This window comes from Erythrobacter sp. (assembly GCF_040217515.1).
Taxonomy (GTDB): Bacteria; Pseudomonadota; Alphaproteobacteria; order Sphingomonadales; family Sphingomonadaceae; genus Erythrobacter.
Map to the genome: position 1 here is coordinate 178,466 of NZ_JAVJPT010000001.1, position 22,462 is coordinate 200,927.

A 22,462-nucleotide genomic window follows, 5' to 3' on the forward strand; every position below is an offset into this window, starting at 1 on the left:
GCGCGAAGGGAAGGGCAGTAACCTTGAAAGCGAAACGATTTCCTTGACCGATCCAGCGCGGCCCGGGGGCGGGCGGACGTACGAGCTTGTCACGATCCGCCTGCCGGTGGTGGTGACCTTCGCCGCGCTCGTCGCGGGTCTGGGGGCAGGAGTGCTGCTGGCGGGCAGCGGGCTTGCGGAATGGCTGCGCGAAGGCATTGCGCTCACCGGCAGGCTCTGGCTGCGCGCGCTGCAGATGACGATCATCCCGCTCGTCGCCTCGCTGCTGGTGCTGGGGCTTGCGCAAATGGTCCGCGCGGCAAGCGCAGGCGCGGCGGCGCGGCGATTTTTGCTGCTGGTGTTCGGCGTGCTGTTGGCGGGCGGGGTGGTTACGGCGTTCGCCCTGCCGGTGCTGCTCAAAGCGGTTCCGATCCCGCCGGGTGCTTCGGGATTCCTGGCCGAGACCGCGGGCGAGGCGCAGGAGGTGCCGGGCATTTTCGATTTCCTCGCCAGCCTCGTCGCGCCCAATGTCATCGCTGCCGCAGCCGAAACCGCGATGCTGCCGCTGACGATCTTTTTCGCGCTGTTCGCCCTCGCGGTCACTCGCCTGCCCGACGATCAGGGCGAGCGCCTGCTCGGTTTTTTCCATGCCCTCGCCAATGTCATGCTGCTGATCATCGGCTGGGTGCTGTGGGTGGCCCCGGCTGGGGTCTTCGCTCTCGCTTTCGGGGTCGGGATGCGCAGCGGGGGAGGAGCCTTCACGGCGCTGGCCCATTACATTCTCGTCGTGTCGGCCATGGGCGGCTTCGTGCTGGTGCTGGCCTATGTCCTTGCCGTGGTGCTGGGCGGGATGCACCCGTGGCGCTTCGCGAAAGCCGCGCTTCCGGCGCAGGCGGTGGCGGTTTCGACCCAGAGCTCGCTCGCCAGCCTTCCGGCCATGCTCGATTCCGCCTCGCGGCTCGGCCTGCGCGCGGCGACGGCCGAATTCGTCCTTCCGCTCGCGGTCGCGATTTTTCGCGCGACCAGTCCGGCGATGAACATGGCCGTCGCGCTCTATGTCGCCGCGCTTGCAGGCGTCGAGATCACGCCGGTGGCGGCCGGCGCGGGTATCCTTGTCGCTCTCGTCATCTCGGTCGGATCGGTGAGCCTGCCGGGATCGATCAGCTTCGTGGTCTCGATCGGACCGATCGCGCTCGCCATGGGCGTTCCGATCGAGCCGCTTGCCCTGCTGGTTGCGGTGGAGATGCTGCCCGACATCATGCGCACGCTTGCCAATGTCACGATGAACCTCGCGGTTGCGAGTGCCGTCGACCGCACCGGCCGTTGACGCGCACCAGATTCAACGCCCGCCGCATGATCCGCAACCTTCATCTTGCAACTCTTCGCGGGGCCGTGCGTTAGTGCTAGGACCCGTCCACCATCTCATCCATCAGAACAAGACCGGAGGATTTATGGCTTTCCAATTGAGTCCGCTTCCCTATGCCCCCGACGCGCTCGACCCGGCGATTTCGGCCGAGACGCTTTCGTTCCACCACGGCAAGCACCACCAGGCCTATGTCGACAAGACCAACGCCGCGATCGAAGGCACCGATCATGCCGACAAGCCGCTGGAGGCGATCATCGCTGCCGCTCGCGGGAGCAGCGCCGGGCTTTTCAACAATTCGGCCCAGACCTGGAACCACGCCTTTTACTGGCATTCCCTGTCGCCCGACGGCGGTGAGCCCTCGGCCGAGCTGAAGGCCAAGATCGACGAGGCCTTCGGGTCCATGGACGAATTGAAAAAGGCGCTGAAGGATCGCGGCGCGGGCCATTTCGCATCGGGCTGGGTGTGGCTGGCGGAAAAGGGCGGCAAGCTCTCGATCGAGGAATCGCACGATGCCGACACGCTTGCCGACAGCGAATTCAACCCGCTGCTGACGATCGACGTATGGGAACACGCCTATTACCTTGATCACCAGAACAAGCGGCCGAGCTACCTCGACGCGGTCGTCGACGGCAAGCTCAACTGGACGTTCGCGTCCGAGAATCTCGCGCGCGGATCGACCTGGACTTACGGCTAAGTCGAGCATCCACGCTGAAACAAGAGGGCCCGCCGCACTTCGTGCGAGCGGGCCCTTTCTTTTTTCGAAGGTGCTGGAAGATCAGCCCTTGGCAGCGGCGATACCATTGCCGGCCGCGACGTCGTCAAGTTCCTCCAGGATCGCGCGGTGCGCCGTGTCGTCGTCGATCGAACGCTGGGGGATGTCGCCGTCTGCCAGCATGGAATTGAGCGCGGCTCGGGCGCGGCCGACGCGGCTCTTGATCGTGCCGACCGCGCAGCCGCAGATCTGTGCCGCCTCTTCGTAGGAAAACCCGCCCGCGCCGACGAGAAGCAGCGCCTCGCGCCTTTCGGGCGGCAGCGTAAGCAGCGCCCGGTGCATATCGGACAGGTGCAGCGGCTCCTCCTGTCCGGCGGGTGCCGTCAGGATGCGTTCGGCAACGCCTTCATCATATTCGCCGCGGAAGCGGTTGCGCCGCATGTCGGTGAGATAGGCGTTCCTCAGGATGACGAACGTCCAGGCGCGCATCGAAGTGCCGGGTTCGAACCGCTCCTGCGCCGCCCACGCTTTTAGCAGGGTTTCTTGGACGAGGTCGTCGGCCATGTCCGGCCTCCCGCACAGGCCACGCGCAAAGGCGCGCAAATGCGGCACGACCTCGGTCAGTTCGCGCTTGAACTCGGCCCTCTGCTTGGGCGTGCGTTCGATCTTTTGCTTCTTTTTCTTGTCGGCCATTACGCTCCGTCCCCTTTCGAGGAGGGCGCACCGCCCCCCGTTGAAGGGGTCTTGTCATGTGTCGCGCCATCCTCGTCGATGTCGCCGGGATCGGTTTCGTCGAGCTTGTCGAGCAGGGCGCGAAAACTGTCGGGAAGGTCTTCCTCGACCACCGAATCGTAGAGCTGCCTGAGGCCGTGACTCCAATCGGGAGCCGCATGTTCCGCTCCGATGTCGCCGGTTTCGTGTCCGGTTTCCTGCCCCGCCGGACCGGCGACGCGTTTGTTCTCGGTGCCCTTAGCCCCGGTCTCGCGTGATGTTTCCCTTGACGCCATATGCGTGTGTTTGTCCTAGATCCCGTGGGTGCGCTCTGCGGTCCCATTATATGTGGCCGGGCGATCTGTCATCGGCAATGCCGACCCGGCGGTCCCCCACCGCCCTTGGTCTTGTTTCCCTGCCACCGCCAACTGCATTCGAAAAGAGACAGGCACGCGTTGGCGAGTTGCTGTGGGAACGGAGCGCGAGGTGTTTGGTTCCGTCCAAACACCAAGGCACATGCATTCCTCATGACTTCATCCGGCTCTCCCCAGGGCGCATCGCCGCCGAGCGCGGCCCACTCCGGCCCGGCGCAGGCTTCGGCCCTCGTCGCCCCGCCACCTCGGGCGAGCCGTGCGCGCCGCTGGCTGGTGAGCTATCCGCGCGCCATACCGGTCGCGATCTTCCTCGCCATCGCCGCGATCACCGCGCTCAGCGTCTTCGCCATCGAAAGCAATGCACGCGCTCGCGAAAAGGCGCAGATGCGGGAATATGCGCAATCCATCGCCTCGGCGCTCGACCGGCGCGGGACGAGCTTTTCGTCCTACCTGCGTGCGGGCGCGGCGTTGTTCTCCAGCCTCGAGGACGTCGGCCCGCAGACTTTCCGGCAGTTCGTCAGCGAATTGCGCATCGACCTTGACTATCGCGGGGCCGAAGGGATCGGCTGGATCGAGCTTGAGGATCCGCGCGACGAAGGACGGCGGCGCGCGCGAGTGCGATACATCTGGCCCGATACCGAGCGCAATCGCCGCGCGATCGGGTTCGACATGTATTCCGAAAGGGTGCGCGCCGCAGCGCTCGAGGAGGCGCGCCGCACTGTCCGACCGACCGCCTCCGGCCGCATCGTGCTGGCACAGGAAGGGGGCGGGAGCGAGCCCGGTTTCCTCATCGCCATGCCGGTCTTCGCAGGCGATCCGACCATGCGCGACAGCGAACGCAGCCTCGCGGGCTACGTCTATTCGCCCTTCGACGCCGACGATTTCCTGAGTTCCGCGATCGCTCGGGCGACCCCGGCCGATCTCGGCGTGCGGCTTTATGATGGGGATGCCCGGACCGACAATCTGCTCGTCGCCCATTCGCTGGGGTCCGGCCGGGTCCAGCGGATCGAGCAGGAGGTGCGGATTGCCAATCGCGAGCTGCTGCTGGTGGTCGAATCCGCTCAGGCGCAGGCGCTTGCCCCGCTTTCCATGGTCACGCTGCTGTTCGGGCTGGCGGTGGCGAGCCTGCTGATGCTTCTCGCGCGCCTTCTGACCCAGCAGGCCTATGAAGATCAGTCGCGCCTCGCCTTTTTCGAGGAGCAGCATTCGATCCGCAATTCGCTGAGCCGCGAGCTCAATCACCGGGTCAAGAATACGCTTGCCAACGTGCTCTCGATCCTCTCGTTGACACGGCGGCGATCGAACAGCCTCGACGAATTCGCCGACAGCCTCGAAGGGCGCATCCGCGCGTTGTCGGCAACGCATGACCTGCTGACCGGGACCGACTGGAGCACGACACCGATCGAGGCGGTGGTGGATGCCGAATTACAGCATTTCCGGGCGGCGAGCGACAAGGCGGTGACAGTCGAGGGGCCGTCGGCGCAGCTCGCGCCCAACGACGCGCTGAGCTTTGGCCTCGCGATCCACGAACTTGGCACCAATGCCGCGAAATACGGGGCGCTCAGCGTGCCCGACGGGCGCGTCGCGATCCGCTGGCAACTGGTCGAGGAAGGCCTCGCCGAGGTCGAATGGCGCGAGACGGGCGGGCCGCCGGTGGCCGAAACGCGCAAGCGCGGTTTCGGCACCGAATTGATCGAGAAGATCGTCGCGCATGAATTGCGCCACAAGGTCACTCTCGAATTCGCTCCCGAAGGCGTTCGCTGCGTCATGCGCGTGCCGATCCGTCGCCGGGGCGATTTCCGAATCCGTGAAGGTGGGGGCGAGGGTGCGCGCGAAGGCGCGCACCGGCCGCGCAAGGCCTAGGTGGTCAGCCTTCCTCGAGCGGGCGGCTCGACCCGAAAAACAGCGCCTGGCTGATCGCCGCGCGCACGGTCGCTTCCTGGAACGGCTTCGTCACGAGATAGGTCGGTTCCGGCCGGTCGCCGGTCAGAAGGCGCTCGGGATAGGCGGTGATGAAGATGACGGGCACGCTCGTGATGGCGAGGATGTCGTCCACCGCATCGAGCCCGGAGGAACCGTCGGCGAGCTGGATATCGGCGAGCACGAGGCCCGGCGTTTTCTCAGACACGGCTTCCTGTGCCTGCGTGCGGGTCGCGGCGGTCCCGGCGATTTGGTGACCGAGCGAGGAGACGAGGTCCTCAAGCTGCATGGAGATGAGCGGCTCGTCTTCGATAATTAGCACGCTGGTGGCCTGCTCGCGATCGATTTCGGAGACCGCTTCGGCCACCAGTTGCTCGACCTTGCCCGTTTCGAGATCCATGATCTCGCCGGCTTGCTCGGGCGTGAAGTCCTCCAGCGTGGTCAGAAGCAGGGCCTGACGGTTGACCGGCGTTATCGCGCGCAGGCGATCCTGGGCCCCGGCTTCGTGCTCGCCGCCTGTGGCCTCGCCCGAGGCGCGGTCGGTCGCGGCGACATCGAGAAAGCCCGTAGACCAGACCTTGTTGAAAGCGCGGTAGAGCGGGATCCGCCCCCCTTCGAGCGATTGCTTGAGCTCGCTATCGGCGAGCGCAGCCTCCAGCGTGGCGCGCACGAAGGCATCGCCGGTCGACTGCGACCCGGTGAGAGCGCGCGCATAGCGGCGCAGGAACGGAAGATTGGCGGCAACTTGCTCGCTCAGGGACATGCATGTCTCCCATTGGGAAAAGGATCGGGACCGAAGCCGGTCGTGATTCGCCGATCCTTAGCGGTTTGCGCGGCCACAGTCGCCCCCGGGGTCTCCTGCCGCGCACTTGCGAAAGTTGAAAATTTCGGCGCTTTGCCCCCTGTGATGCATCGCGCGGCAAGCGACCTTAAAAAAAGTTGGGATATGCCGGAACCGGTCTTTTTACCGCGCATTATGGCCTTGTCACCGCCGAGACCCCCCTCCCGTCCAAGCGGCTGGTGATACGATCCCGAGGCCTCCACCCTTAACCGGGTGGAGGCCTTTTTTTCGTCAGGAGCTGGCATCGCGCCGGTCAAGGGACTTCTCGTAGATCGCGTATTCGCGGTTGATTTCGCTGCCGATGGCATCGGCGATGGCGACCATCCCGCGATTGTCCTTGAGGATCCAGCCGATCTCGCCGAGCTTCGAGCCATAGACGTCGTGCGCGTTGTCGCGGATGGCGCTGATCATCATGAAAGCGAGCTGGCTGGCGAGGCGCGAATTGTGCAACTCCTTCAGTACACCCATCAATGGGACGCGCATGTCGGAGCCCGCCGGTCTATTCAGCCAGCGCATCATCTCAAGCCAACCCAGGGGGAAAAGCTTCCCGCCGATCCGCGCAAGCACGTCGTTCACGTCGGGAAAGGTGAGCATGAAGGCGACGGGCCTGCCGTCGAGTTCCGCGATCATGTTGAGATCTTCGCGGATGATCGGCTTGAGCTTCTTGCCGGCATGGGCGACTTCGTCCGGGGTGAATGGGACGAAACCCCAATTGTCGGACCATGCATCGTTGAGGATCGAAAGGACCGTCTCGGCCTCCTCGTCCCAGCGCGCCTTTTTGACATGTCGCACGGCTATGCGCGGATTGCGTTCGCCCGACTGGACGATGCGCTTCACGATGGGCGGGAAGCCGCGCGGGATGTCCAGCTGGTAGGTATAGAGCGTCTGGGCGCGCGAATAGCCCGCGCTTTCGATCCAGGCGGCATAGTGGTCAGGGTGATGGCCCATCATGATGCGCGGGGCGTGGTCGCATCCGTGCACGAGCAGGCCGGGCTCCTCCCAGATCGACATGGATATGGGGCCGAGCGCGCGGCTCATGCCTTCCTTTGCCAGCCAACGTTCCGCCGCAGCGAGCAAGGCATGGGCGACGGCTTCGTTGTCGGCATCGAAATAGCCGAACATGCCCGCACCGGGGCCGAAGCCCTGCTCGGGAGGCATGTCGAGCGCGAGTTCGTCGATATGGGCCGAGATACGCCCTACATCGCGCCCATCGCGGGTGGCGACGAAGAGTTGCGCGCGCGCGTGGCCGAAAAAGGGATTGCGCCCCGGGTCGATCAATTCGAGCTGTTCGGAGCGCAATTGCGGCACAGCATGCGGCACGCGCGCGGCATGGGCACGGCCCAGATCAACGAACCGAGCCCGGCCGCGCTTGCCGCCGACCTCATCGATCCCTATTTCAGCGTCTGTCACGCGGCCCTTTCCGTTATTTGTGCCGGATCAATGCATCTGTGCGGCGAAGGGGCAAGTCATGCAACCCGTCCGATCACTCTTGCCAACATTACTCATTTGATAGCCTCCCCTCTTTCGGAGTAAGGCTGAAGCAGCCGAGACACGCCGACCATGACCATGCAACAACCCGTTTCTCCCCATGCCGACGCCCGAGCGGTCAAGCCGCGTGCGACGCGGGCGGACTTCATGGGCGCGGACGACAAGGCGATGCTGCGCGCCGCGCGCGACCTGACGAAAGGGCTGGGCGAGGCGAAGCCCCGCATCTACTGGCCCGACATGCTCGCCTCGGCGCTTGTCGGCTATGGCGGCATCGCGCTCGCGATCCTGACCGACAGCCTTGCAGTGGCGGCCATCGCGGGTCTGTTAGCCTCGCTCGCGCTTTACCGGGCGCTGATGTTCATTCACGAACTCACCCATATACACCGCGATGCGCTGCCCGGTTTCCGGCTCGGCTGGAACCTGATGGTCGGCATTCCGCTGCTGACCCCGAGTTTCATGTATGAGGGCGTCCACACGATCCACCACAAGCGCACGCAATACGGGACCATCGAGGATCCGGAATATCTTCCGCTCGCGCTGATGAAGCCGTGGAGCCTACCGGTCTTCGTGATCGTCGCATTGCTTGCGCCGGTTGCGCTGCTGGTGCGGTTCGGCGTGCTGGTCCCGCTGGGCGCGCTGGTGCCGGCGGTGCGCACATTTACCTGGGAGCGGTTCTCCTCGCTCTCGATAAATCCCGATTTCCGCCGCAAGCCCCCGACCGGGGATTTTGCCAGGCGCGTGCGCTGGCAGGAAGCGGGGGCGAGCCTGTGGGCCATAGCCGTGATCGCGGGCAGCTTCGCGGTCGGTTGGCGGCCGCTGCTCATCGCGCTCGCCATCGTCAGCTTCACCGCCCTGCTGAACCAGTTGCGAACTCTGGTGGCCCATCTGTGGGAGAACGAGGGCGAGGCGATGACCGTCACCGCGCAGTTCCTTGACAGCGTCAACGTGCCCCCGCCCGGCATTGCCGCCGAGATCTGGGCACCGGTCGGGCTGCGCTATCATGCGCTGCACCACCTCATGCCTTCCATGCCCTATCACGACCTGCCCGAGGCGCATCGCCGCCTTGCGCGCGAACTTGGCGCAGGGTCGACCTATGAAGGCGCGAACCATCCGGGCATGGTCACGTTGGTCGGGCGGATTGCGCGCAGCACGATGATCCGCCGCTGAAGCACTCGCGCTCAGTAGTCGGGATCGGCCTTCTGCAATTTCGAGCCTTCGCCTTCGGGCGGGACGGTCATCCCTGGCGGGTTCGCGCCGCTTTCCATTGGCGAGGCTTCCCCGGTCGGACTTTCCGGTTCGCCGATCGTCTCCAGTTCCGGCTCGCCGCCGACCGCATCTTCTCCCGTCGCGTCACCTGCCGGCAACGCGCCCTCTATGTCGCCTTCGGGCGGCAGCGCCTCGTCGGGCTGGTCGTTGCACCCGCCCAGCATCAGGGCAAGCGCGGCGGCGGGAATGAGGGCAAGCTTCATCGGGAACATCTCCTTCACGCTCCAGCATAGCCGCTAGCGCACCGCGCGCCAAACGCGTTCAATCGAGGAAGCGGATCATCGCGCAGCGCCGCTCGGCAGGCAGCCCATGGTCGGCTTCGACCGCCAGTTCCCCCGCAAGCCGCGGATGCGCATCGAGCGCGGTGACTTCCTCGAAGCCGAGCCTTTCATAGAATGGCGCGTTCCACGGCACGTCGCGAAACGTGGTCAGCGTGATCGCGCGAAAGCCCGAATTGCGGGCATCGATCATCGCCGCGCGCAAAAGTCCTGCGCCGATCCCGCGCCGCTGGTGATCGGGATCGACATCGAATTCCCAGACATGCAGTTCGCGCCCGAATGGTTCGGTGACGATGAAGCCGATGATCTGCCCCTCTTCATGTGCGACGAGGCAATGACCCTTGCGGATATAACGCCGCAGCCGTTCGGGTGTGACCGTCTCGCCGCCTGCGAGTTCGGCGAGGCCCTCGACCTCGGCGAACATCCGCGCTGCGCGCGCCTCGATTGCCGGCATCGCCTCGGCGTCCTCGATGCGCGCAAGGCGCAGCGACCAGTCCTTTGCCTGAGCCATCCCTATTCCTCCGTCCGCACGAGCACCGTCTCGCCCAGCAGCAGGAACAGGAAGAATGGCGCCCAAGCGGCAAGAAAGGGCGGATACCCGCCGAAGGAACCCATGGCGAGCGCGGCGTTGTCGATCACGAAATAGGCAAAGCCCAGCGCCATGCCGATGATCGCGCGCACGAAAAGCTGGCCTGAACGGGCAAGCCCGAAGGCGGCCACCGAACCGAGCAGCGGCATAAGCACTGCCGAGAGCGGCCCCGAAATGCGATGCCACCAGCTCGCTTTCATCTCGCTCGTGCGGCGGCCTGCCGCATCGAATGCATCGATCGTCTCGCGCAGTTCGAAAAATCCGAGCGAGTCTGGGTCGACCGCGTCGATGTCGATCCGCTCGGGGCTGAGCGCCTCGCCGACGACGAACGTGCCGAGTTCTTCGGTTTCGGCAGTGCCGACGTCGAAGCGTTCGGCATTTTCGAGCAGCCAGCCCGGCGCGGCATAGGTCGCGCGCGTTGCGGTGACGAATTCACGGATGATCCCCCCCGGCGCGCGCTCGTACCAGGTGACGTTGTCGAACTCGATATCCTCCCCGGACCCGACCAGCGAGGAGGCGGTGAGAATGTTCGTCCCATCGGTCAGATAGACATTGGCGCGCACCCCCGTCTCTTCGGGAATGGCGGCATATTCCGCGGTTTCCCACGCTTTCAGGGTCGCATTGGCGCGGGTGACGATGCGCTCGTTGAAAGCGAAACTGGCGAGCGCGACCAGCGCCGCGGTGAGAAACAGCGGGGCGAGTACCTGGTGCGCCGAGAGCCCTGCGGCTTTCATCGCCACGACCTCGCTGTTCTGGTTGAGCGCGACGAGGGTGATGAGAGTCGCCAGGAGTACCGAATAGGGCAGGAAACGGCTGACGAGCTGCGGCACGCGCAGGCTGACATATTTGACAACCTCGGACTGGCCATTGCCTTCGACTGCGAGGATCTTGCCCGTCGCGCCGAGCAGGTCGAGCGCCATCAGCACGACGACCAGCATGACGAGCACGGCCAGGATGCGCACGATGAACAGCTTGGCAAGGTAGAGCGTCAGCGTGCGTGACGGGAAGAAATCGAGCTGCATGCGTGTCGGACCGCCCTATTCCGCCGGCGCGTATCGCGCGCCTGGACTGCGACGCTCGCGGCGCTTGAAAAGCTTGCCCAGCCGCTTGGTCAGCTTGGCGAAGGCGGTCTCGAGCGCGCCGATTGCCTGTCCGCCGGGGACATAGGCGACGCGGTAGTACATCCAGATGATCAGCGCCGCGAAGAGCACGAAGGGGCCCCAAAGGGCGAGGATCGGATCGACCCGCCCGAGCGCCGCGATGTCCTCGCCATATTCGTTGACCTTGTGATAGGCGACCACCAATACGATCGAGACGAACACGCCGAGCGCACTCGAGGATCGCTTAGGCGGGATCGCCAGAGCCACCGCGAGCAGCGGCATCAGCAGCATCATCACGATTTCAACCAGCCGGAAATTGAACGAGGCCTGGCTTGCATCGCGCTGGCTCGGCGCGGCCTCGGGATTCCAGCCGATCCGCAGCAATTCGGGCAGGATGAATTCCCGCGTCTCGTCGCCGCGGGCGCGGAAGTCCTCTATCCCGGGCAGGTCGATCGGCAGGTCGTGGCGGCTGAAGGAGAGCACGCGCGGGCTCTCGCTGCCGGTGTCCTGCACGATCGTGCCTTCCGTCAGGCGCAGGATGATCGTGTCGGGATCGTCGCTGGTGGCAAGGAAGGCACCCTCGCGCGCGCTGATCGAGAGCACCTGCCCGCCATCGGCCCGCACCCGCGCGAAAATGCCCATCAGCCGCCGCCCGTCATCCTCGCTTTCCTCGATGCGCAGCGCCATGCGGTCGGCCAGGGTGGTGAATTCGCCGACCTTGATCGAAGCCCCGAGCGCGCCCGAGCGCAGGTCGTATTCCATCTGCTCGTAATAATAGCGGCTGAGCGGCTGGATATAGAAGACGAGCGCGACATTGATCGCCACCAGGACGAGCGTGATCGCATAGGGCATGCGCAGCAGGCGGTTATAGGAAAGGCCCACCGCGCGCATCACGTCGAGCTCGGACGAGGTCGCCAGCTTGCGGAAGGCGAGCAGCACGCCCAGCAGCAGTCCCAGCGGGATTGCGAGGCTCGCATATTCGGGGATCAGCGCGCCCAGCATCTTGAACACCACGGCGACGGGACCGCCCTCGACCGCGACGAAATCGAACAGGCGCAGCATCTTGTCGAGCAGCAGCAGCGAGGCGGCGAGCGCGAACACGCCCAGCATCGGCACGATCGTCAGGCGCAGGACATAGCGGTCGATGCTGGGCAGGAAATTGAACACTCGGGATCTCGGGCCTTCTTGCCGGGCCCCACGTGCCGCTTGTTCGGTCGGGGGCGGATTCCTCTCGCTGGCAAGCGCCCATAGCGCCAATTTGCGGCGCGGTCATGCCCCGTTTGCCCGCTCGCGCCGGTGCTTCTACCAGAACCGGCTGCCGGGACCGCCCTTGAAAGGGCCGGCCTCGTAGCGGCTGATCCAGCCGCCATAGAACTGCCCCGGCTGCGGCGTGATCTTTTCACCGTCGATCATGCAGGCGTCGAAAGGATCGGGATAGAACGCGAAATAGCCCGCTATGCCCGCAAAGCTCGCCGAAGGCTCGGGATAGGTCCAGACCGCCGCCTCGATCCGCTGACCGGCGACCACCACGTCGAAATAGCGCGCCTGCCCCTTCCATTCGCACAGCGAACGGCGGGCCGGGTTCGCTTCAAGATAGTCGCGCGCCACGTCGTCGGGCGGGATGTAATAGGTTGGCGGGTGACTGGTCTCCAGCGTGCGCCAGGCATTGCGGCTGTCGGCGAGCATTATGCCGCGATGGACGACCTGGACATGGCGCGAGGTCGGCTCCGCTATGGCGGGGCGGGGATAGTCCCACACGCTTTCCTGGCCGGGGCCGACCGGATCGGGTTCAGGGTGGTGGGGCTGTCTCAAACAGGCTTTCCCCGATCGGCTATCGCAGGAAATTCAAGCTGCTCACGCTTTTTCCAGCGTGCATTGCAGCGGGTGCTGATTCTGGCGGGCGAAATCCATCACCTGGTTCACCTTGGTCTCGGCAACTTCGTAAGTGAAGATACCGCAAACGCCCACGCCTTTCTGGTGGACATGGAGCATCACGCGCGTGGCCTGTTCGAGATCCATGCCGAAAAAGCGTTTGAGGACCATCACCACGAATTCCATCGGGGTGTAGTCGTCATTGAGCATCAGCACCTTGTACTGGCTCGGTTTCTTGGGCTTGGTGCGGGTTTTGGTCGCAATGCCGACCTCGCTGTCGCCGTCTCCCGGCTTGCCCTTGCCCGGATCGTCTTCGTCCGCCCCGCCTATGACGGCGCGCACAGCGCCGTCCATGGCAAGGAGCCGGCGCGCGCACCGGTCGCCTTCGCACGGGCTATCCGCAGTCTGGAAATGCGATGGTCCCATCATCACCGTTCATTATGGGATTCGTTTGCGCGGACGCAAGATGGACATTTTGTTGATGGCCATGCGCACGCCTGCCTTGCGCCCAAAACGTAACGGGCCGGACAGACGGGAGAGGTCTGCCCGGCCCAGCGCCCGAAGGCGCGCTTTCTTGAACCGGTTGGGAGAGAGAGAGGAGAGGTCCGGTCCAGGAACTGGTATTCGAGTGCGCTTACGCGGCCTTGGTCATTTTTTCGGTGGCGACGCTGACGCGGTTCGAAATCGGTGCGAAGGCATCGTTGTAAAGCTTGAGCCACGCTTCGGTGCGCTGCGAGCCGAAAGAGACGATCGCGTCGAAGTTGCGACGGGCGATCTCGCCCTGGAATTCCATCAATTCGGTCGGCGACTTGATCGAGGCCATCTTCTTGGCGTCTTCGGTCATGGTTTCGACGACGGTCTTGCCGGTCTCGACATTGTCACGCACGAGGTCCTGCGCACCGGTGAAGAAGATCTTGCCGCTTTCGACCATCGCATCGAGATTGGCCTTGTTGAATTCGCCGACTTCGCCGGCCAATTCACCCGTCTTGCCATAAGCGGCGCGGACGCGTTCCTGCATATCGGTCGCGAAATCCTTCACGTTGGCGGTGAAATCGGTGGTCTTGGCAGTGGCCATGATGGTGTCCTTGAGCTTGGTTACGGGGTTGGTCTCGGTCTTGGTCTTCGCGGTCGCCGGAGCGGCCTTTTTGGCAGGTGCCTTCGTCTTGGCAGCCGCCTTGGCGGGCGAAGCCTTGGCCGGGGCCCTCTTCGCCGTGGTCTTTTTCGCCGTGGTCTTTTTCGGCGCGGGCTTTTTCGCGGGGGCCGCCTTCGCTGCGGTCTTGGTGGCCGGAGCCTTGTTCGCCGGAGCGGGCTTGGTCGGCGCAGCGACGGCTTTCTTCACCGTTTCGGCCTTGGCTTCGGCCTTGGGCGCGTCGGCCTTCACCGCCGCGGACACGGCCTTGGCGCTCGCCGCAGAGGGCGATTTCGCAGCGGCTTCTTCGTAAGCCTTTTCGGCAGCGGCATCGATCTTCGACTTGGTGCCGGCCGTGGTCGCGTTGTCAGCCATGGTTACCTCGCGTCATGTTGCACCGCACAAAATAGGCTTTGCGGAAGCGAAGTCAAGCGATTTTGTGCAGCGCACAATGCTTGGCGCAAGGGCCCGGAAAGAGCGGCGATTTCGCGCGCGGAGCAAGCAGCAGGGCGCAGCTGACAGTCAGCGGGTCTTTACATAGCGCCCCGGCGCATCCTCGATCACCTTGTCGCCGCGCCCGCCCGGCTTGCGCTTGCCCGTCGCCTTTACCTTGTCGGGCGCCTGGCCTTCGAGCCATTCGAGCCAGTGGGGCCACCAGCTTCCCGGATGTTCTTCGGCGCTGTCGATGAACGCTTTGAGCGAAGTGGCCGCGCTGTCGCCCGTCCAGTACTGGTACTTGTTCGCCGCCGGAGGATTGACGACACCCGCGATGTGCCCCGACCCGGCGAGCAGGAATTCGACCGGCCCGGCGAAATGGTCGGTGATCCGCCACACGCTTTCGGCAGGGGCGATATGGTCTTCGCGCCCCGCCTGCACGAAAGTCGGTGTCTCTACCCGTGTCAGGTCGATCGGCGTTCCGTCCGCTTCGAGCGAATCGGGCACGACCAGCCTGTTGTCGCGATAGAGGTCGCGCAGATAGTCGTTGTGCCATTTCGCGGGCAGGTTGGTTACGTCGCCGTTCCAGTGCAGCAGGTCGAATGCGGGGTAGTCCTCCCCCATCAGGTAATTGTTGACGACGTAATTCCAGATCAGGTCCTTGCCCCGCAGCGCGTTGAAGGTCGCGGCGAGATAGCGCCCGTCGAGATAGCCCTGCGGCGACAATTGCCCGATCATCTCAAGCGGGCCGTCATCGATGAAATGCTTGAGATCGCCCGATTTCTCGAAATCGACCTGCGCGGTGAAGAAGGTCGCGCTCTTGACCCTGTCCGCCTCGTCCCTGCGCGCGAGAATCGCAAGCGTCGCGGCGAGCGTCGTGCCCGCGACGCAATAGCCGATCGTATGGACATGGGGGACTTTCAGCCGCTCGCGGATGAGGTCGATCGCCTCGATCTGGGCGCGGATGTAATCGTCCCACACCGTGTCGGCGAGGCTTTCGTCGGCCGATTTCCAGCTGACCACGAACATCGTGATCCCCTGGTCGACCGCCCATTTGATGAAGCTCTTCTTCGGCGTCAGGTCGAGGATGTAGAAGCGGTTGATCCACGGCGGGAACACCACCAGCGGGACCTCGTAGACCTCTTCGGTCGTGGGGCTGTACTGGATGAGCTGGTAGAGCGGCGTTTCGTGCACCACCTTGCCCGGCGTCGCGGCGAGGTTCTCGCCCAGGGTGAAGGCATCCGGGTCGGTGTGGGTAAGCTGGCCGCGCTTCAAGTCGTTGATGAGATGCTGCATCCCCCTCACGAGGTTCTGTCCGCGCGTTTCGATCGTGCGCTTCATCACGACGGGGTTGGTGAGCAGGAAATTGCCCGGGCTCATCGCCTCGGCGAGTGCGTTCACCGCGAATTCGAGTTGCCGGCGCTTTTCGCCGTCGATTCCCTCCATCGCGCGCACAGAGCCTTTGAAATAGTCGGCCAGCATGAGGTAGGTCTGATGCAGCAGCGCAAAGGCCGGGTGCTCGCGCCATGCCGGATCGGCGAAGCGACGGTCGCTGCGCGGCAGGTCGAGCTTGCGTTCCGCGTCACCTACAGGCCCGCTGGCGGTCAGTCCGCCCATGAAGCTTGCGGTCATGCCTTGCCAAAGCTGCATCGTCTCTTCGGCGAGCTTGCCCTGCGCCTCGAACAGGCCCTTGGGCATCTGGGCCAGCATGCTCTGCGAGACCACCATCCACTGCGCCGGGTCCATCGGGTTCGCGCCCCCACCGATCTTTTCCCCCGCCTCGCGCGCCTGGTGCGCGGCGAAATCGAGCCACATGCGCTGCAATTCGGAACTCGCCTTCGCCCAATCGGCCAGTTCGTCCGCATCGCTCGCCTGCGCGAACAGCGCGGCGACGCTTCGATCCTGCCCCGTATCGCCACTCGCTCCGGCAAAGGCACCCGCGAACAATTCGCGCATCGCCTCGCCCTGCATGTCAAAGAAGGCCTCCACTGCGTTCGATCCGGGATCGGGGGTCTGGTCATGATCGGCCATGGCTGCCAAGGTCCTTTTAAGCGCGTGGGGCCACTATCGTAGCGAAAACGGCTTTCCACTTCGACCGATAATGCCCTAGGCTGAACTGTGCCTTCGCCAGAGCTGCAAACGCAGTTTCGATGCCCGGATACGCAATGAACGATCAATTCTACCGCATAAAGCGGCTGCCCCCTTATGTCATCGCCGAAGTCAACGCGATGCGGCACGCGGCACGCACGGCGGGCGAGGACATCATCGACCTTGGCATGGGCAATCCCGATCAGCCCCCGCCGCAGCACGTGATCGACAAGCTGTGCGAGGTTGCGGCCAAGCCCGATGCCCACGGCTATTCGCAATCCAAGGGCATCCCCGGACTGCGCCGTGCGCAGGCGAACTACTATGCGCGCCGCTTCGGGGTCGAACTCGATCCCGAAACCGAAGTCGTCGTCACGATGGGGTCGAAGGAAGGGCTCGCCAGCCTCGCCAATGCGATCACTGCGCCCGGCGACGTGGTGCTGGCGCCCAACCCGTCCTATCCGATCCACACCTTCGGTTTCATCATCGCGGGCGCGACGATCCGGTCGGTCCCGACCACGCCGGACGAGGATTACTGGCGCGCCCTCGATTCGGCGATGCATTTCACCGTCCCGCGACCGACAGTGCTGGTGGTGAGCTATCCGTCCAATCCCACGGCGGAGACGGTCGATCTCGCCTTCTACGAACGGCTGGTCGCTTGGGCGAAGCAGAACGAGGTCTGGGTCCTTTCCGACCTCGCCTATTCGGAGCTCTATTACGACGACAATCCGACCCCCTCGATCATGCAGGTCGAAGGCGCGAAGGATGTTGCGGTCGAATTCACATCCATGTCCAAGACCTATTCGATGGCGGGCTGGAGGATGGGTTTCGCGGTTGGCAACCGGGCGATGATCGCAGCGATGACGCGGGTCAAATCCTATCTCGATTACGGTGCCTTCACGCCGATCCAGGCGGCTGCCTGCGCAGCGCTCAACGGGCCGCAGGACATCGTCGAGCGCAACCGCGACCTTTATCGCCGACGCCGCGATGTCATGGTCGAATCCTTCGGCCGGGCAGGCTGGGACATCCCGCCCCCGGCCGCCTCGATGTTCGCCTGGGCTCCGTTGCCCCGCGCGCTCGCCCGTCTTGGCAGCCTCGAATTCTCGAAGCGATTGCTGACCGAGGCCAAGGTCGCGGTCGCCCCGGGAGTGGGTTATGGCGAAAAGGGCGAGGGCTTCGTGCGTATTGCCATGGTCGAGAACGAGCAGCGCCTTCGCCAGGCGGCGCGCAACATAAAGCGCTGGTTGTCGAGTTTCGCGTGACGAACCGCCGTGTCGCCCGGCCTGCCCGCCGGTGTCGGACACCCCTTGACCGGGCGAGCCACGCCAAAATGCAAGGGAGAACCGAGGTTAGTTTACTGATATGGTGACGCGGTTAAGGAGATGGAGGACCGGATGCCGACCGCACCTTCCCGGCCTTTGACCAAAAGGCAGCAGGCCGTCATGGAGCGCATCGACCGCCGCGTTCCGATCAAGGTCATCGCACAGGAACTGGGCGTTTCCGAGACCCGGGTGAACCAGCATATCCGGGCTCTCAAGGACATTTTCGGTGCGGAGAATCTCGGCGATCTCGTCGAAAGCTACCGCATGAGCCGGGGCGAATCGGATAAGGTCGAACCCGCGCAAGATCCTGTAAATACAACGTATAATGTGCGCGAAGCGGACCGCGACGCAGCAAAGCTGAAGGGCTTGAGCGAAGCTTCATTGAGGAAAAGTCAGGTGGGCGATCCGGGGGCACAGGCCGATCACGGTGACCGGGTCGACCGCGGCGAACTCGTCATGAGCGACGCTATGCCGCTTGCCCAGCAGGCACCATGGCTGAAGCCGAAGGAGCCGCAGGTCGTCCCCGGGTTGCTCGATGGCGATAACGCCGTCCTGCTTCGCCTCGCGGCCATTGTCGGCATCGCTTTCGGCTGCCTTGCGGCGGTCGTCCTGACGGTGACGGCGGCGGTCACGATCAGCGAGGCACTGGACGGACGGGCCGCCGTCCCCGTGGATGAACAGAACCTGTCCTGAGGAGCACGGGGCGGGTTCGGAGACCTTGCCATGACCGACCGTATCCGTACCGACGCTCTCAATCTCAAGAAGCTCCTGCGCGAAGCCGAAGCGCTCGCCGACGAGTCGATGATCGCCTGCGCCCGCCTGCGCCAGGCCATGCTCGCCGCGCGGCAGAACCCGTCCGTCGAGGTAACAACCGGCCAGCGCGCGCTGATGCGGCTCTCCCAAGCGGAAAGCAAGGCGATGGCGATGTCGAACAGCCTCTTGCGTGTGCACGATGAACTGAACAAGGTGGCGCACGAGACCATGGGCGACGACGACATCCCGACCGAGCGCATTCCCGAAGCGCTGGAGCTCGCCGACGAAGCAGCGGTGACGATGCCGATCGACGCCTGACCGCCAAGCCGCAATGCTCGAACCGCTCTTTTTCGACTACCGTTCGACCGTGCAGGACGTGCTGGCCTTCGGCCTCATCATTGCCGCGTTCATATGGGGCGGTGGGCCGGAAAGAGCGGTCGCAGCAACCTGGCTCTTCGTTTTCGAAATCCTCGGCCTGCTGCACAAGCTATTGTTCGGCGCGGGCTACATACTGCTCGACGTCGATCCCTTCCTGGCGGGAAAGGACATCGCGGCGGGGGCGATCTGGCTGCTCATCGCGCTCTATGCCAATCGCAACTGGACCTTGTGGGTCGCGGGTACGCAACTGCTCGCGATCGGGGCTCATCTGGCCCGCGCGCTGGCCGATGCAGTGTCGCCGGTCGCCTATGCGACCATGATCATAGCGCCGGGCTGGGTGCAGTTGCTGCTGCTCGGCGCAGGCCTGGTGCGGCACGTGCTGCGCGAGCGCGAACACGGCCCCTATCGCAGCTGGCGGACCGGACGCGGGGGACGCACCCTTCCGCTCGTCGCGCGGGCGGGCGGGGCCAAACGCGCGATTCTTCGCGGCCTTGCGGGCGGGAACGGTTCGACACGATGATCCGGCAGATGGCGAGACGCAGCGCGGCCGAGGCGGACCCGCGCGAGGCGCATGTGGCGGCCATGATCGCCTATCTGCGCGAAAGCCTGTTCGCCCAAGGCGAGGATGACGAGAAGTTTCACGCCATCTTCCTCGATCGCCGCAACGCCTATCTCGGCGATGCCGGTTTCGGGACGGGCTGCGGGCCCGCGCTCTCGCTGCGCATGCGGGAATTGTTCGCGCATGCGCTCGAGCTGGGGACTGCGGGAATCGTCGTCGCGCACAATCACCCATCGGGCCTGTGCCGCCCTTCCGAAACGGACATCGCGGCGACTTGCCGGCTGAGCGCGGTCGGTGCGGCGCTCGACATCCAGTTGCTGGACCATCTCGTGATCACCCGCGACGCGGTCTTTTCCATGCGGGCGGGGGGCCTGTTGTGACCGAGCGCGGACCTATGCAGCCGTTTCCCGACAGCGACACGCGGATCCCGCGATTTCGCGAAGCGGGCGAGGTAACGCTCGACCTGGTTCATCGCGACGGGCGGGTGGCGGGCCGCTGGCTCGGCTTTCACCCGTGCGAATTCGAACTGCTCTGGCGGCTCGCGGAAAATCCGGGCAGGCGCATGACGCGGCGGCAATTGCTGCGCGATGCGCGGTGGCCGGGTTTTGCTTCGCAGGCCGGCAGCCTTGCCGTACATGTCGCCCGGATCCGGGCGAAGCTCGCGCCCTTCGGGCTCTCCCGGATGATCGCGAAGCATACCGAGGGCGGCTACTTCCTCCATGCCCCGAGCGGGCATTGCCCCTCGGGCATTAGCCCGGCTCCTTCGGCCTGAGCGCAGCGCTGCTGGACAGGCGGGCAAGCATCCTGCACCTTCCGCGCGCGCAACCAGAGGAATCGAGGGACACGTGACCGAAACCGCAACCCACGCCGCCGCACCGACTGCGGATGAGAACCAAGGGCCGGACAGCCGCATCGCCATCGAGCTTTCCGCCACCGGCGTCGCCCATGTCCGCCTGGCCCGGGCCGACAAGATGAACGCGCTCGACCCGGAAATGTTCGAGGCGATCATCGCCGCCGGCGAAAGGCTCGAGCAGATGAAGGGCGTGCGCGTCGTCGTCCTGTCGGGCGAAGGCCGGGCCTTCTGCGCCGGGCTTGACACGGCGAGCTTCACCCGCACGCCGTCACCCGATGCGCCGCCGCTCACGAAACGCACGCACGGAAATGCCAACACTTTCCAGGAAGTCGCGATGCAGTGGCGCAAGCTCGCTGTGCCGGTGATCGCGGCCGTGCACGGCGTGTGCTTCGGCGGCGGCCTGCAGATCGCGAGCGGTGCGGACATCCGCATCGTCCATCCCGAAACCCGCATGTCGATCATGGAATTGAAATGGGGCCTCGTGCCGGACATGGGCGGCTACGCGCTGTGGCGCGGGCTGGTGCGCGACGACGTGCTGCGCGAATTGATCTACACCAATCGCGAATTCACCGGCGCGGAGGCGCAGCGGCTCGGTCTCGCGACGGAAACGAGCGAGGACCCGCTCGGGCGCGCGCTCGAACTCGCCGAGACGATTGCCGATCGCAATCCGCACGCGATCCGCGCGGCCAAGCGTCTGCAGGAAGCCATGGTGGAACAGGACACCGAGGCGATCCTGATGGCCGAAAGCGTCGAACAGGATGCGATCATGCGCACGCCGAACCAGGTCGAGGCGGTGATGGCCGCGATGCAGAAGCGCAAGCCGAACTTCGAGGACCTTTAGGGTCCGGCTTGAAGCGCGGGCGAGCGCGAGCGCAGGCAGGAACTTCGGGCCGCATGGCCGAGACTTTCCGAAGAACGGATCGCCTAGCCGAACACGGCCACGCATTGCAGTCCGTCGAGCACCTGCCGGCCCTCGCTGTCCCACATCCGCAGCCGCTCCGAGGAATAGCCTGCGTCTGCATGCTGGCTTGCATTCTCGGCGAGATACCAGCCGCCTTCCGAGCGGGATTCGGTGTCGAGCACGTTGAACGACCAGTTGATTGAACTGATCGGGCCGGTCCGCCTCATGATCCGCATCGCGCCCGGCGGCATGACGTCGCCCATCAGGATGAGCTTGCCGACCGGATCGAGTTCGTGTGCCTCGGTCAGCCGCGCCCAGCGCCGGATGGTCGCGCCGTGGTCGGCCTCCTTCGCCTGACCGAAGCGCAATTCGAAATTGTTCTGGATGAAGGAGGGCCCTTCGCCCTTCATGGCCTGTGCGTTTTCGTCCGGCGGCCCGGGCCAGTCAGCGGGCGGTTCGGAAGGATGCAGGGCATTGGCCTCGCGTTCGGCCGCGAACAGCCAGAAGGCGGTCAGGGCAAGCTGGCCTCCGGCATGGATCTCGGAGCGCACCTGCGTCACGTTGCGGCCTGCGCGCACGATCTGTGCGGAGAGCTCGATTTCCTCGCCAACCGGCGCGACGAAAGCAATCTGCCCGGCACGCAGCGGCGGTAGGTCGGGAAAGGCGCGCTGCGCCATGGTGAATGCGACAAGCGCCGAGGCCCCGCCGTAAAGCGTGCGCCCCTGCATCCATTCTGCAGCATGGGAAAGGCGGCGCGGACCGGGAGTGCCGTCCACGGGTTCCAGCAGGCTTGCGATCGTCATGGGCACGCCTCTGCCCGGACAGGATGCGAGGGTCCAGAGTGACGTTGCGTAAGGCCACATGTTTCGCCCTTGCGCGCGTCATAACGAACGACCCCGCCACCGGAAGCGAAAGGCGCATTGCCTTTGTCGCGGCGAATCGCTAGGTGCCGCGCTCTGTCCGAGCAGGCTTCGGCTTGTGCAGGGCGGTCCGGCCCGATGGCGGAGTGGTGACGCAGCGGACTGCAAATCCGTATACGCCGGTTCGATTCCGGCTCGGGCCTCCAGATCCGGTGCACGGTCCCCGGCGGACCTGCACTTATGCCGAGTGCCGCTTTAGCTCAGTTGGTAGAGCACATCATTCGTAATGATGGGGTCACGTGTTCGAGTCACGTAAGCGGCACCACACTTTCCCTAGCAATTCCAGACATTCGCAGCGTTAGGAACGTCAGGTCAAGCCGACGAACTTCGTCTGTCCCGGGATCGGGGTCGATTCACGCCGATGAATGCGGACGCACCGATGACTTGGGAGCGATCGCTCTACGCCAATTACACCGACGGCATGCTGATCCTGCACAAGGGCAAGGTCGTCTACGAACGCTATTTCGGGTGCCTCGAAGAAGACGGCAAACACGCCGCGATGTCGATGACGAAGTCGGTGACGGGCCTGCTCGCCCAGATCCTCGTCGCCGAGGGCAAGCTCGACGAAACGAAGCGCGTGCGCGATATCATCCCCGAAATCGGTTCGAGCGCATTTGCCGATGCGACTGTG

The 22,462-nt window shown here is 64.7% G+C and carries 25 protein-coding genes and 2 tRNA genes; 14 read left to right on the top strand and 13 right to left on the bottom strand.

Going from position 1 to position 22,462, the window contains the following annotated elements; all coding sequences use genetic code 11:
• Positions 1 to 43: 43 nt before the first annotated feature.
• Both RIB52_RS00900 and RIB52_RS00905 read left to right on the top strand, forming a co-directional pair.
• Complete coding sequence (locus RIB52_RS00900; RefSeq protein ID WP_350171957.1) at positions 44 to 1,306, top strand: dicarboxylate/amino acid:cation symporter; 1,263 nt, start codon at positions 44 to 46, stop codon at positions 1,304 to 1,306.
• A gap of 124 nt (positions 1,307 to 1,430) precedes the next feature.
• Entirely contained in the window at positions 1,431 to 2,039 is a 609-nt protein-coding gene (locus tag RIB52_RS00905; protein WP_350171959.1) for a superoxide dismutase, read from the top strand.
• An 81-nt stretch (positions 2,040 to 2,120) separates the two neighbouring features.
• Here RIB52_RS00905 and RIB52_RS00910 read toward each other — a convergent pair whose 3' ends face one another.
• The gene (locus RIB52_RS00910; protein ID WP_350171961.1) at positions 2,121 to 2,750 is read right to left on the bottom strand and encodes a sigma-70 family RNA polymerase sigma factor; all 630 of its coding nucleotides are present in this window, start codon (positions 2,748 to 2,750) and stop codon (positions 2,121 to 2,123) included.
• Positions 2,750 to 3,064 (bottom strand): NepR family anti-sigma factor, encoded by a 315-nt coding sequence (locus RIB52_RS00915; protein ID WP_350171963.1) that lies wholly within the window; start codon positions 3,062 to 3,064, stop codon positions 2,750 to 2,752. The genes RIB52_RS00910 and RIB52_RS00915 overlap by 1 nt, the downstream gene beginning before the upstream one ends.
• 231 nt (positions 3,065 to 3,295) lie before the next feature.
• On the opposite strand from RIB52_RS00915, the gene RIB52_RS00920 reads away from it, so the two are divergent.
• A complete protein-coding gene (locus RIB52_RS00920) occupies positions 3,296 to 5,005 on the top strand; it encodes a CHASE domain-containing protein (RefSeq protein ID WP_350171965.1) in 1,710 nt (569 codons plus the stop codon).
• Between the two features lie 4 nt (positions 5,006 to 5,009).
• Here the strand turns inward: RIB52_RS00920 and RIB52_RS00925 are convergent, their stop codons facing one another.
• Positions 5,010 to 5,825, bottom strand: a complete 816-nt coding sequence (locus RIB52_RS00925) for a response regulator (protein ID WP_350171967.1) — start codon at positions 5,823 to 5,825, stop codon at positions 5,010 to 5,012.
• A gap of 309 nt (positions 5,826 to 6,134) precedes the next feature.
• Positions 6,135 to 7,313, bottom strand: a complete 1,179-nt coding sequence (locus tag RIB52_RS00930; RefSeq protein ID WP_350171969.1) for an N-acetyltransferase — start codon at positions 7,311 to 7,313, stop codon at positions 6,135 to 6,137.
• A gap of 150 nt (positions 7,314 to 7,463) precedes the next feature.
• Between RIB52_RS00930 and RIB52_RS00935 the strand changes: the two genes are divergently transcribed.
• Positions 7,464 to 8,558: a fatty acid desaturase family protein gene (locus RIB52_RS00935; RefSeq protein WP_502879433.1), complete on the top strand. Its 1,095-nt coding sequence runs from the start codon at positions 7,464 to 7,466 to the stop codon at positions 8,556 to 8,558.
• An 11-nt stretch (positions 8,559 to 8,569) separates the two neighbouring features.
• On the opposite strand, the gene RIB52_RS00940 is transcribed toward RIB52_RS00935, so the two are convergent.
• From RIB52_RS00940 to RIB52_RS00975, 8 genes are all read right to left on the bottom strand, one after another.
• Entirely contained in the window at positions 8,570 to 8,860 is a 291-nt protein-coding gene (locus RIB52_RS00940; protein WP_350171971.1) for a hypothetical protein, read from the bottom strand.
• Between the two features lie 58 nt (positions 8,861 to 8,918).
• The gene (locus RIB52_RS00945) at positions 8,919 to 9,446 is read right to left on the bottom strand and encodes a GNAT family N-acetyltransferase (protein ID WP_350171973.1); all 528 of its coding nucleotides are present in this window, start codon (positions 9,444 to 9,446) and stop codon (positions 8,919 to 8,921) included.
• Positions 9,447 to 9,448: 2 nt separating this feature from the next.
• A complete protein-coding gene (lptG, locus tag RIB52_RS00950; protein WP_350171975.1) occupies positions 9,449 to 10,546 on the bottom strand; it encodes an LPS export ABC transporter permease LptG in 1,098 nt (365 codons plus the stop codon).
• 15 nt (positions 10,547 to 10,561) lie between these two features.
• A complete protein-coding gene (locus RIB52_RS00955) occupies positions 10,562 to 11,791 on the bottom strand; it encodes an LptF/LptG family permease (RefSeq protein WP_350171977.1) in 1,230 nt (409 codons plus the stop codon).
• Between the two features lie 135 nt (positions 11,792 to 11,926).
• Positions 11,927 to 12,436, bottom strand: coding sequence for a DUF427 domain-containing protein (locus RIB52_RS00960; protein WP_350171979.1), 510 nt, complete (start codon positions 12,434 to 12,436; stop codon positions 11,927 to 11,929).
• 42 nt (positions 12,437 to 12,478) lie between these two features.
• Entirely contained in the window at positions 12,479 to 12,850 is a 372-nt protein-coding gene (gene clpS, locus RIB52_RS00965) for an ATP-dependent Clp protease adapter ClpS (RefSeq protein ID WP_350171981.1), read from the bottom strand.
• Positions 12,851 to 13,130: 280 nt separating this feature from the next.
• A complete protein-coding gene (locus RIB52_RS00970; RefSeq protein ID WP_350171983.1) occupies positions 13,131 to 14,000 on the bottom strand; it encodes a phasin family protein in 870 nt (289 codons plus the stop codon).
• A gap of 147 nt (positions 14,001 to 14,147) precedes the next feature.
• Positions 14,148 to 16,091, bottom strand: coding sequence for a PHA/PHB synthase family protein (locus RIB52_RS00975; RefSeq protein WP_350171985.1), 1,944 nt, complete (start codon positions 16,089 to 16,091; stop codon positions 14,148 to 14,150).
• Positions 16,092 to 16,225: 134 nt separating this feature from the next.
• Between RIB52_RS00975 and RIB52_RS00980 the strand changes: the two genes are divergently transcribed.
• The 7 genes from RIB52_RS00980 (at position 16,226) to RIB52_RS01010 (ending at position 20,851) form a co-directional block, all read left to right on the top strand.
• Positions 16,226 to 17,407, top strand: a complete 1,182-nt coding sequence (locus RIB52_RS00980) for an LL-diaminopimelate aminotransferase (RefSeq protein ID WP_350171988.1) — start codon at positions 16,226 to 16,228, stop codon at positions 17,405 to 17,407.
• Between the two features lie 180 nt (positions 17,408 to 17,587).
• Positions 17,588 to 18,160, top strand: coding sequence for a hypothetical protein (locus RIB52_RS00985; RefSeq protein WP_502879434.1), 573 nt, complete (start codon positions 17,588 to 17,590; stop codon positions 18,158 to 18,160).
• A gap of 30 nt (positions 18,161 to 18,190) precedes the next feature.
• Positions 18,191 to 18,538, top strand: a complete 348-nt coding sequence (locus RIB52_RS00990) for a hypothetical protein (RefSeq protein WP_350171992.1) — start codon at positions 18,191 to 18,193, stop codon at positions 18,536 to 18,538.
• Positions 18,539 to 18,551: 13 nt separating this feature from the next.
• Positions 18,552 to 19,118 carry a hypothetical protein gene (locus tag RIB52_RS00995; RefSeq protein ID WP_350171994.1) on the top strand — a complete coding sequence of 189 codons (567 nt, stop codon included), beginning with the start codon at positions 18,552 to 18,554 and terminating at the stop codon, positions 19,116 to 19,118.
• An 8-nt stretch (positions 19,119 to 19,126) separates the two neighbouring features.
• A complete protein-coding gene (locus tag RIB52_RS01000) occupies positions 19,127 to 19,537 on the top strand; it encodes a JAB domain-containing protein (RefSeq protein WP_350171996.1) in 411 nt (136 codons plus the stop codon).
• Positions 19,538 to 19,551: 14 nt separating this feature from the next.
• The gene (locus tag RIB52_RS01005; protein WP_350171998.1) at positions 19,552 to 19,929 is read left to right on the top strand and encodes a winged helix-turn-helix domain-containing protein; all 378 of its coding nucleotides are present in this window, start codon (positions 19,552 to 19,554) and stop codon (positions 19,927 to 19,929) included.
• A gap of 73 nt (positions 19,930 to 20,002) precedes the next feature.
• Positions 20,003 to 20,851, top strand: coding sequence for a crotonase/enoyl-CoA hydratase family protein (locus RIB52_RS01010; RefSeq protein WP_502879435.1), 849 nt, complete (start codon positions 20,003 to 20,005; stop codon positions 20,849 to 20,851).
• Between the two features lie 83 nt (positions 20,852 to 20,934).
• Here RIB52_RS01010 and RIB52_RS01015 read toward each other — a convergent pair whose 3' ends face one another.
• The gene (locus tag RIB52_RS01015; protein ID WP_350172000.1) at positions 20,935 to 21,714 is read right to left on the bottom strand and encodes a thioesterase family protein; all 780 of its coding nucleotides are present in this window, start codon (positions 21,712 to 21,714) and stop codon (positions 20,935 to 20,937) included.
• A gap of 189 nt (positions 21,715 to 21,903) precedes the next feature.
• On the opposite strand from RIB52_RS01015, the gene RIB52_RS01020 reads away from it, so the two are divergent.
• The 3 genes from RIB52_RS01020 to RIB52_RS01030 form a co-directional block, all read left to right on the top strand.
• Positions 21,904 to 21,977: transfer RNA gene (locus tag RIB52_RS01020), tRNA-Cys, on the top strand.
• A gap of 43 nt (positions 21,978 to 22,020) precedes the next feature.
• Positions 22,021 to 22,096, top strand: a tRNA-Thr gene (locus RIB52_RS01025).
• Positions 22,097 to 22,210: 114 nt separating this feature from the next.
• Positions 22,211 to 22,462: serine hydrolase (locus RIB52_RS01030; RefSeq protein WP_350172002.1), on the top strand; the 252-nt coding region annotated here is incomplete at its 3' end.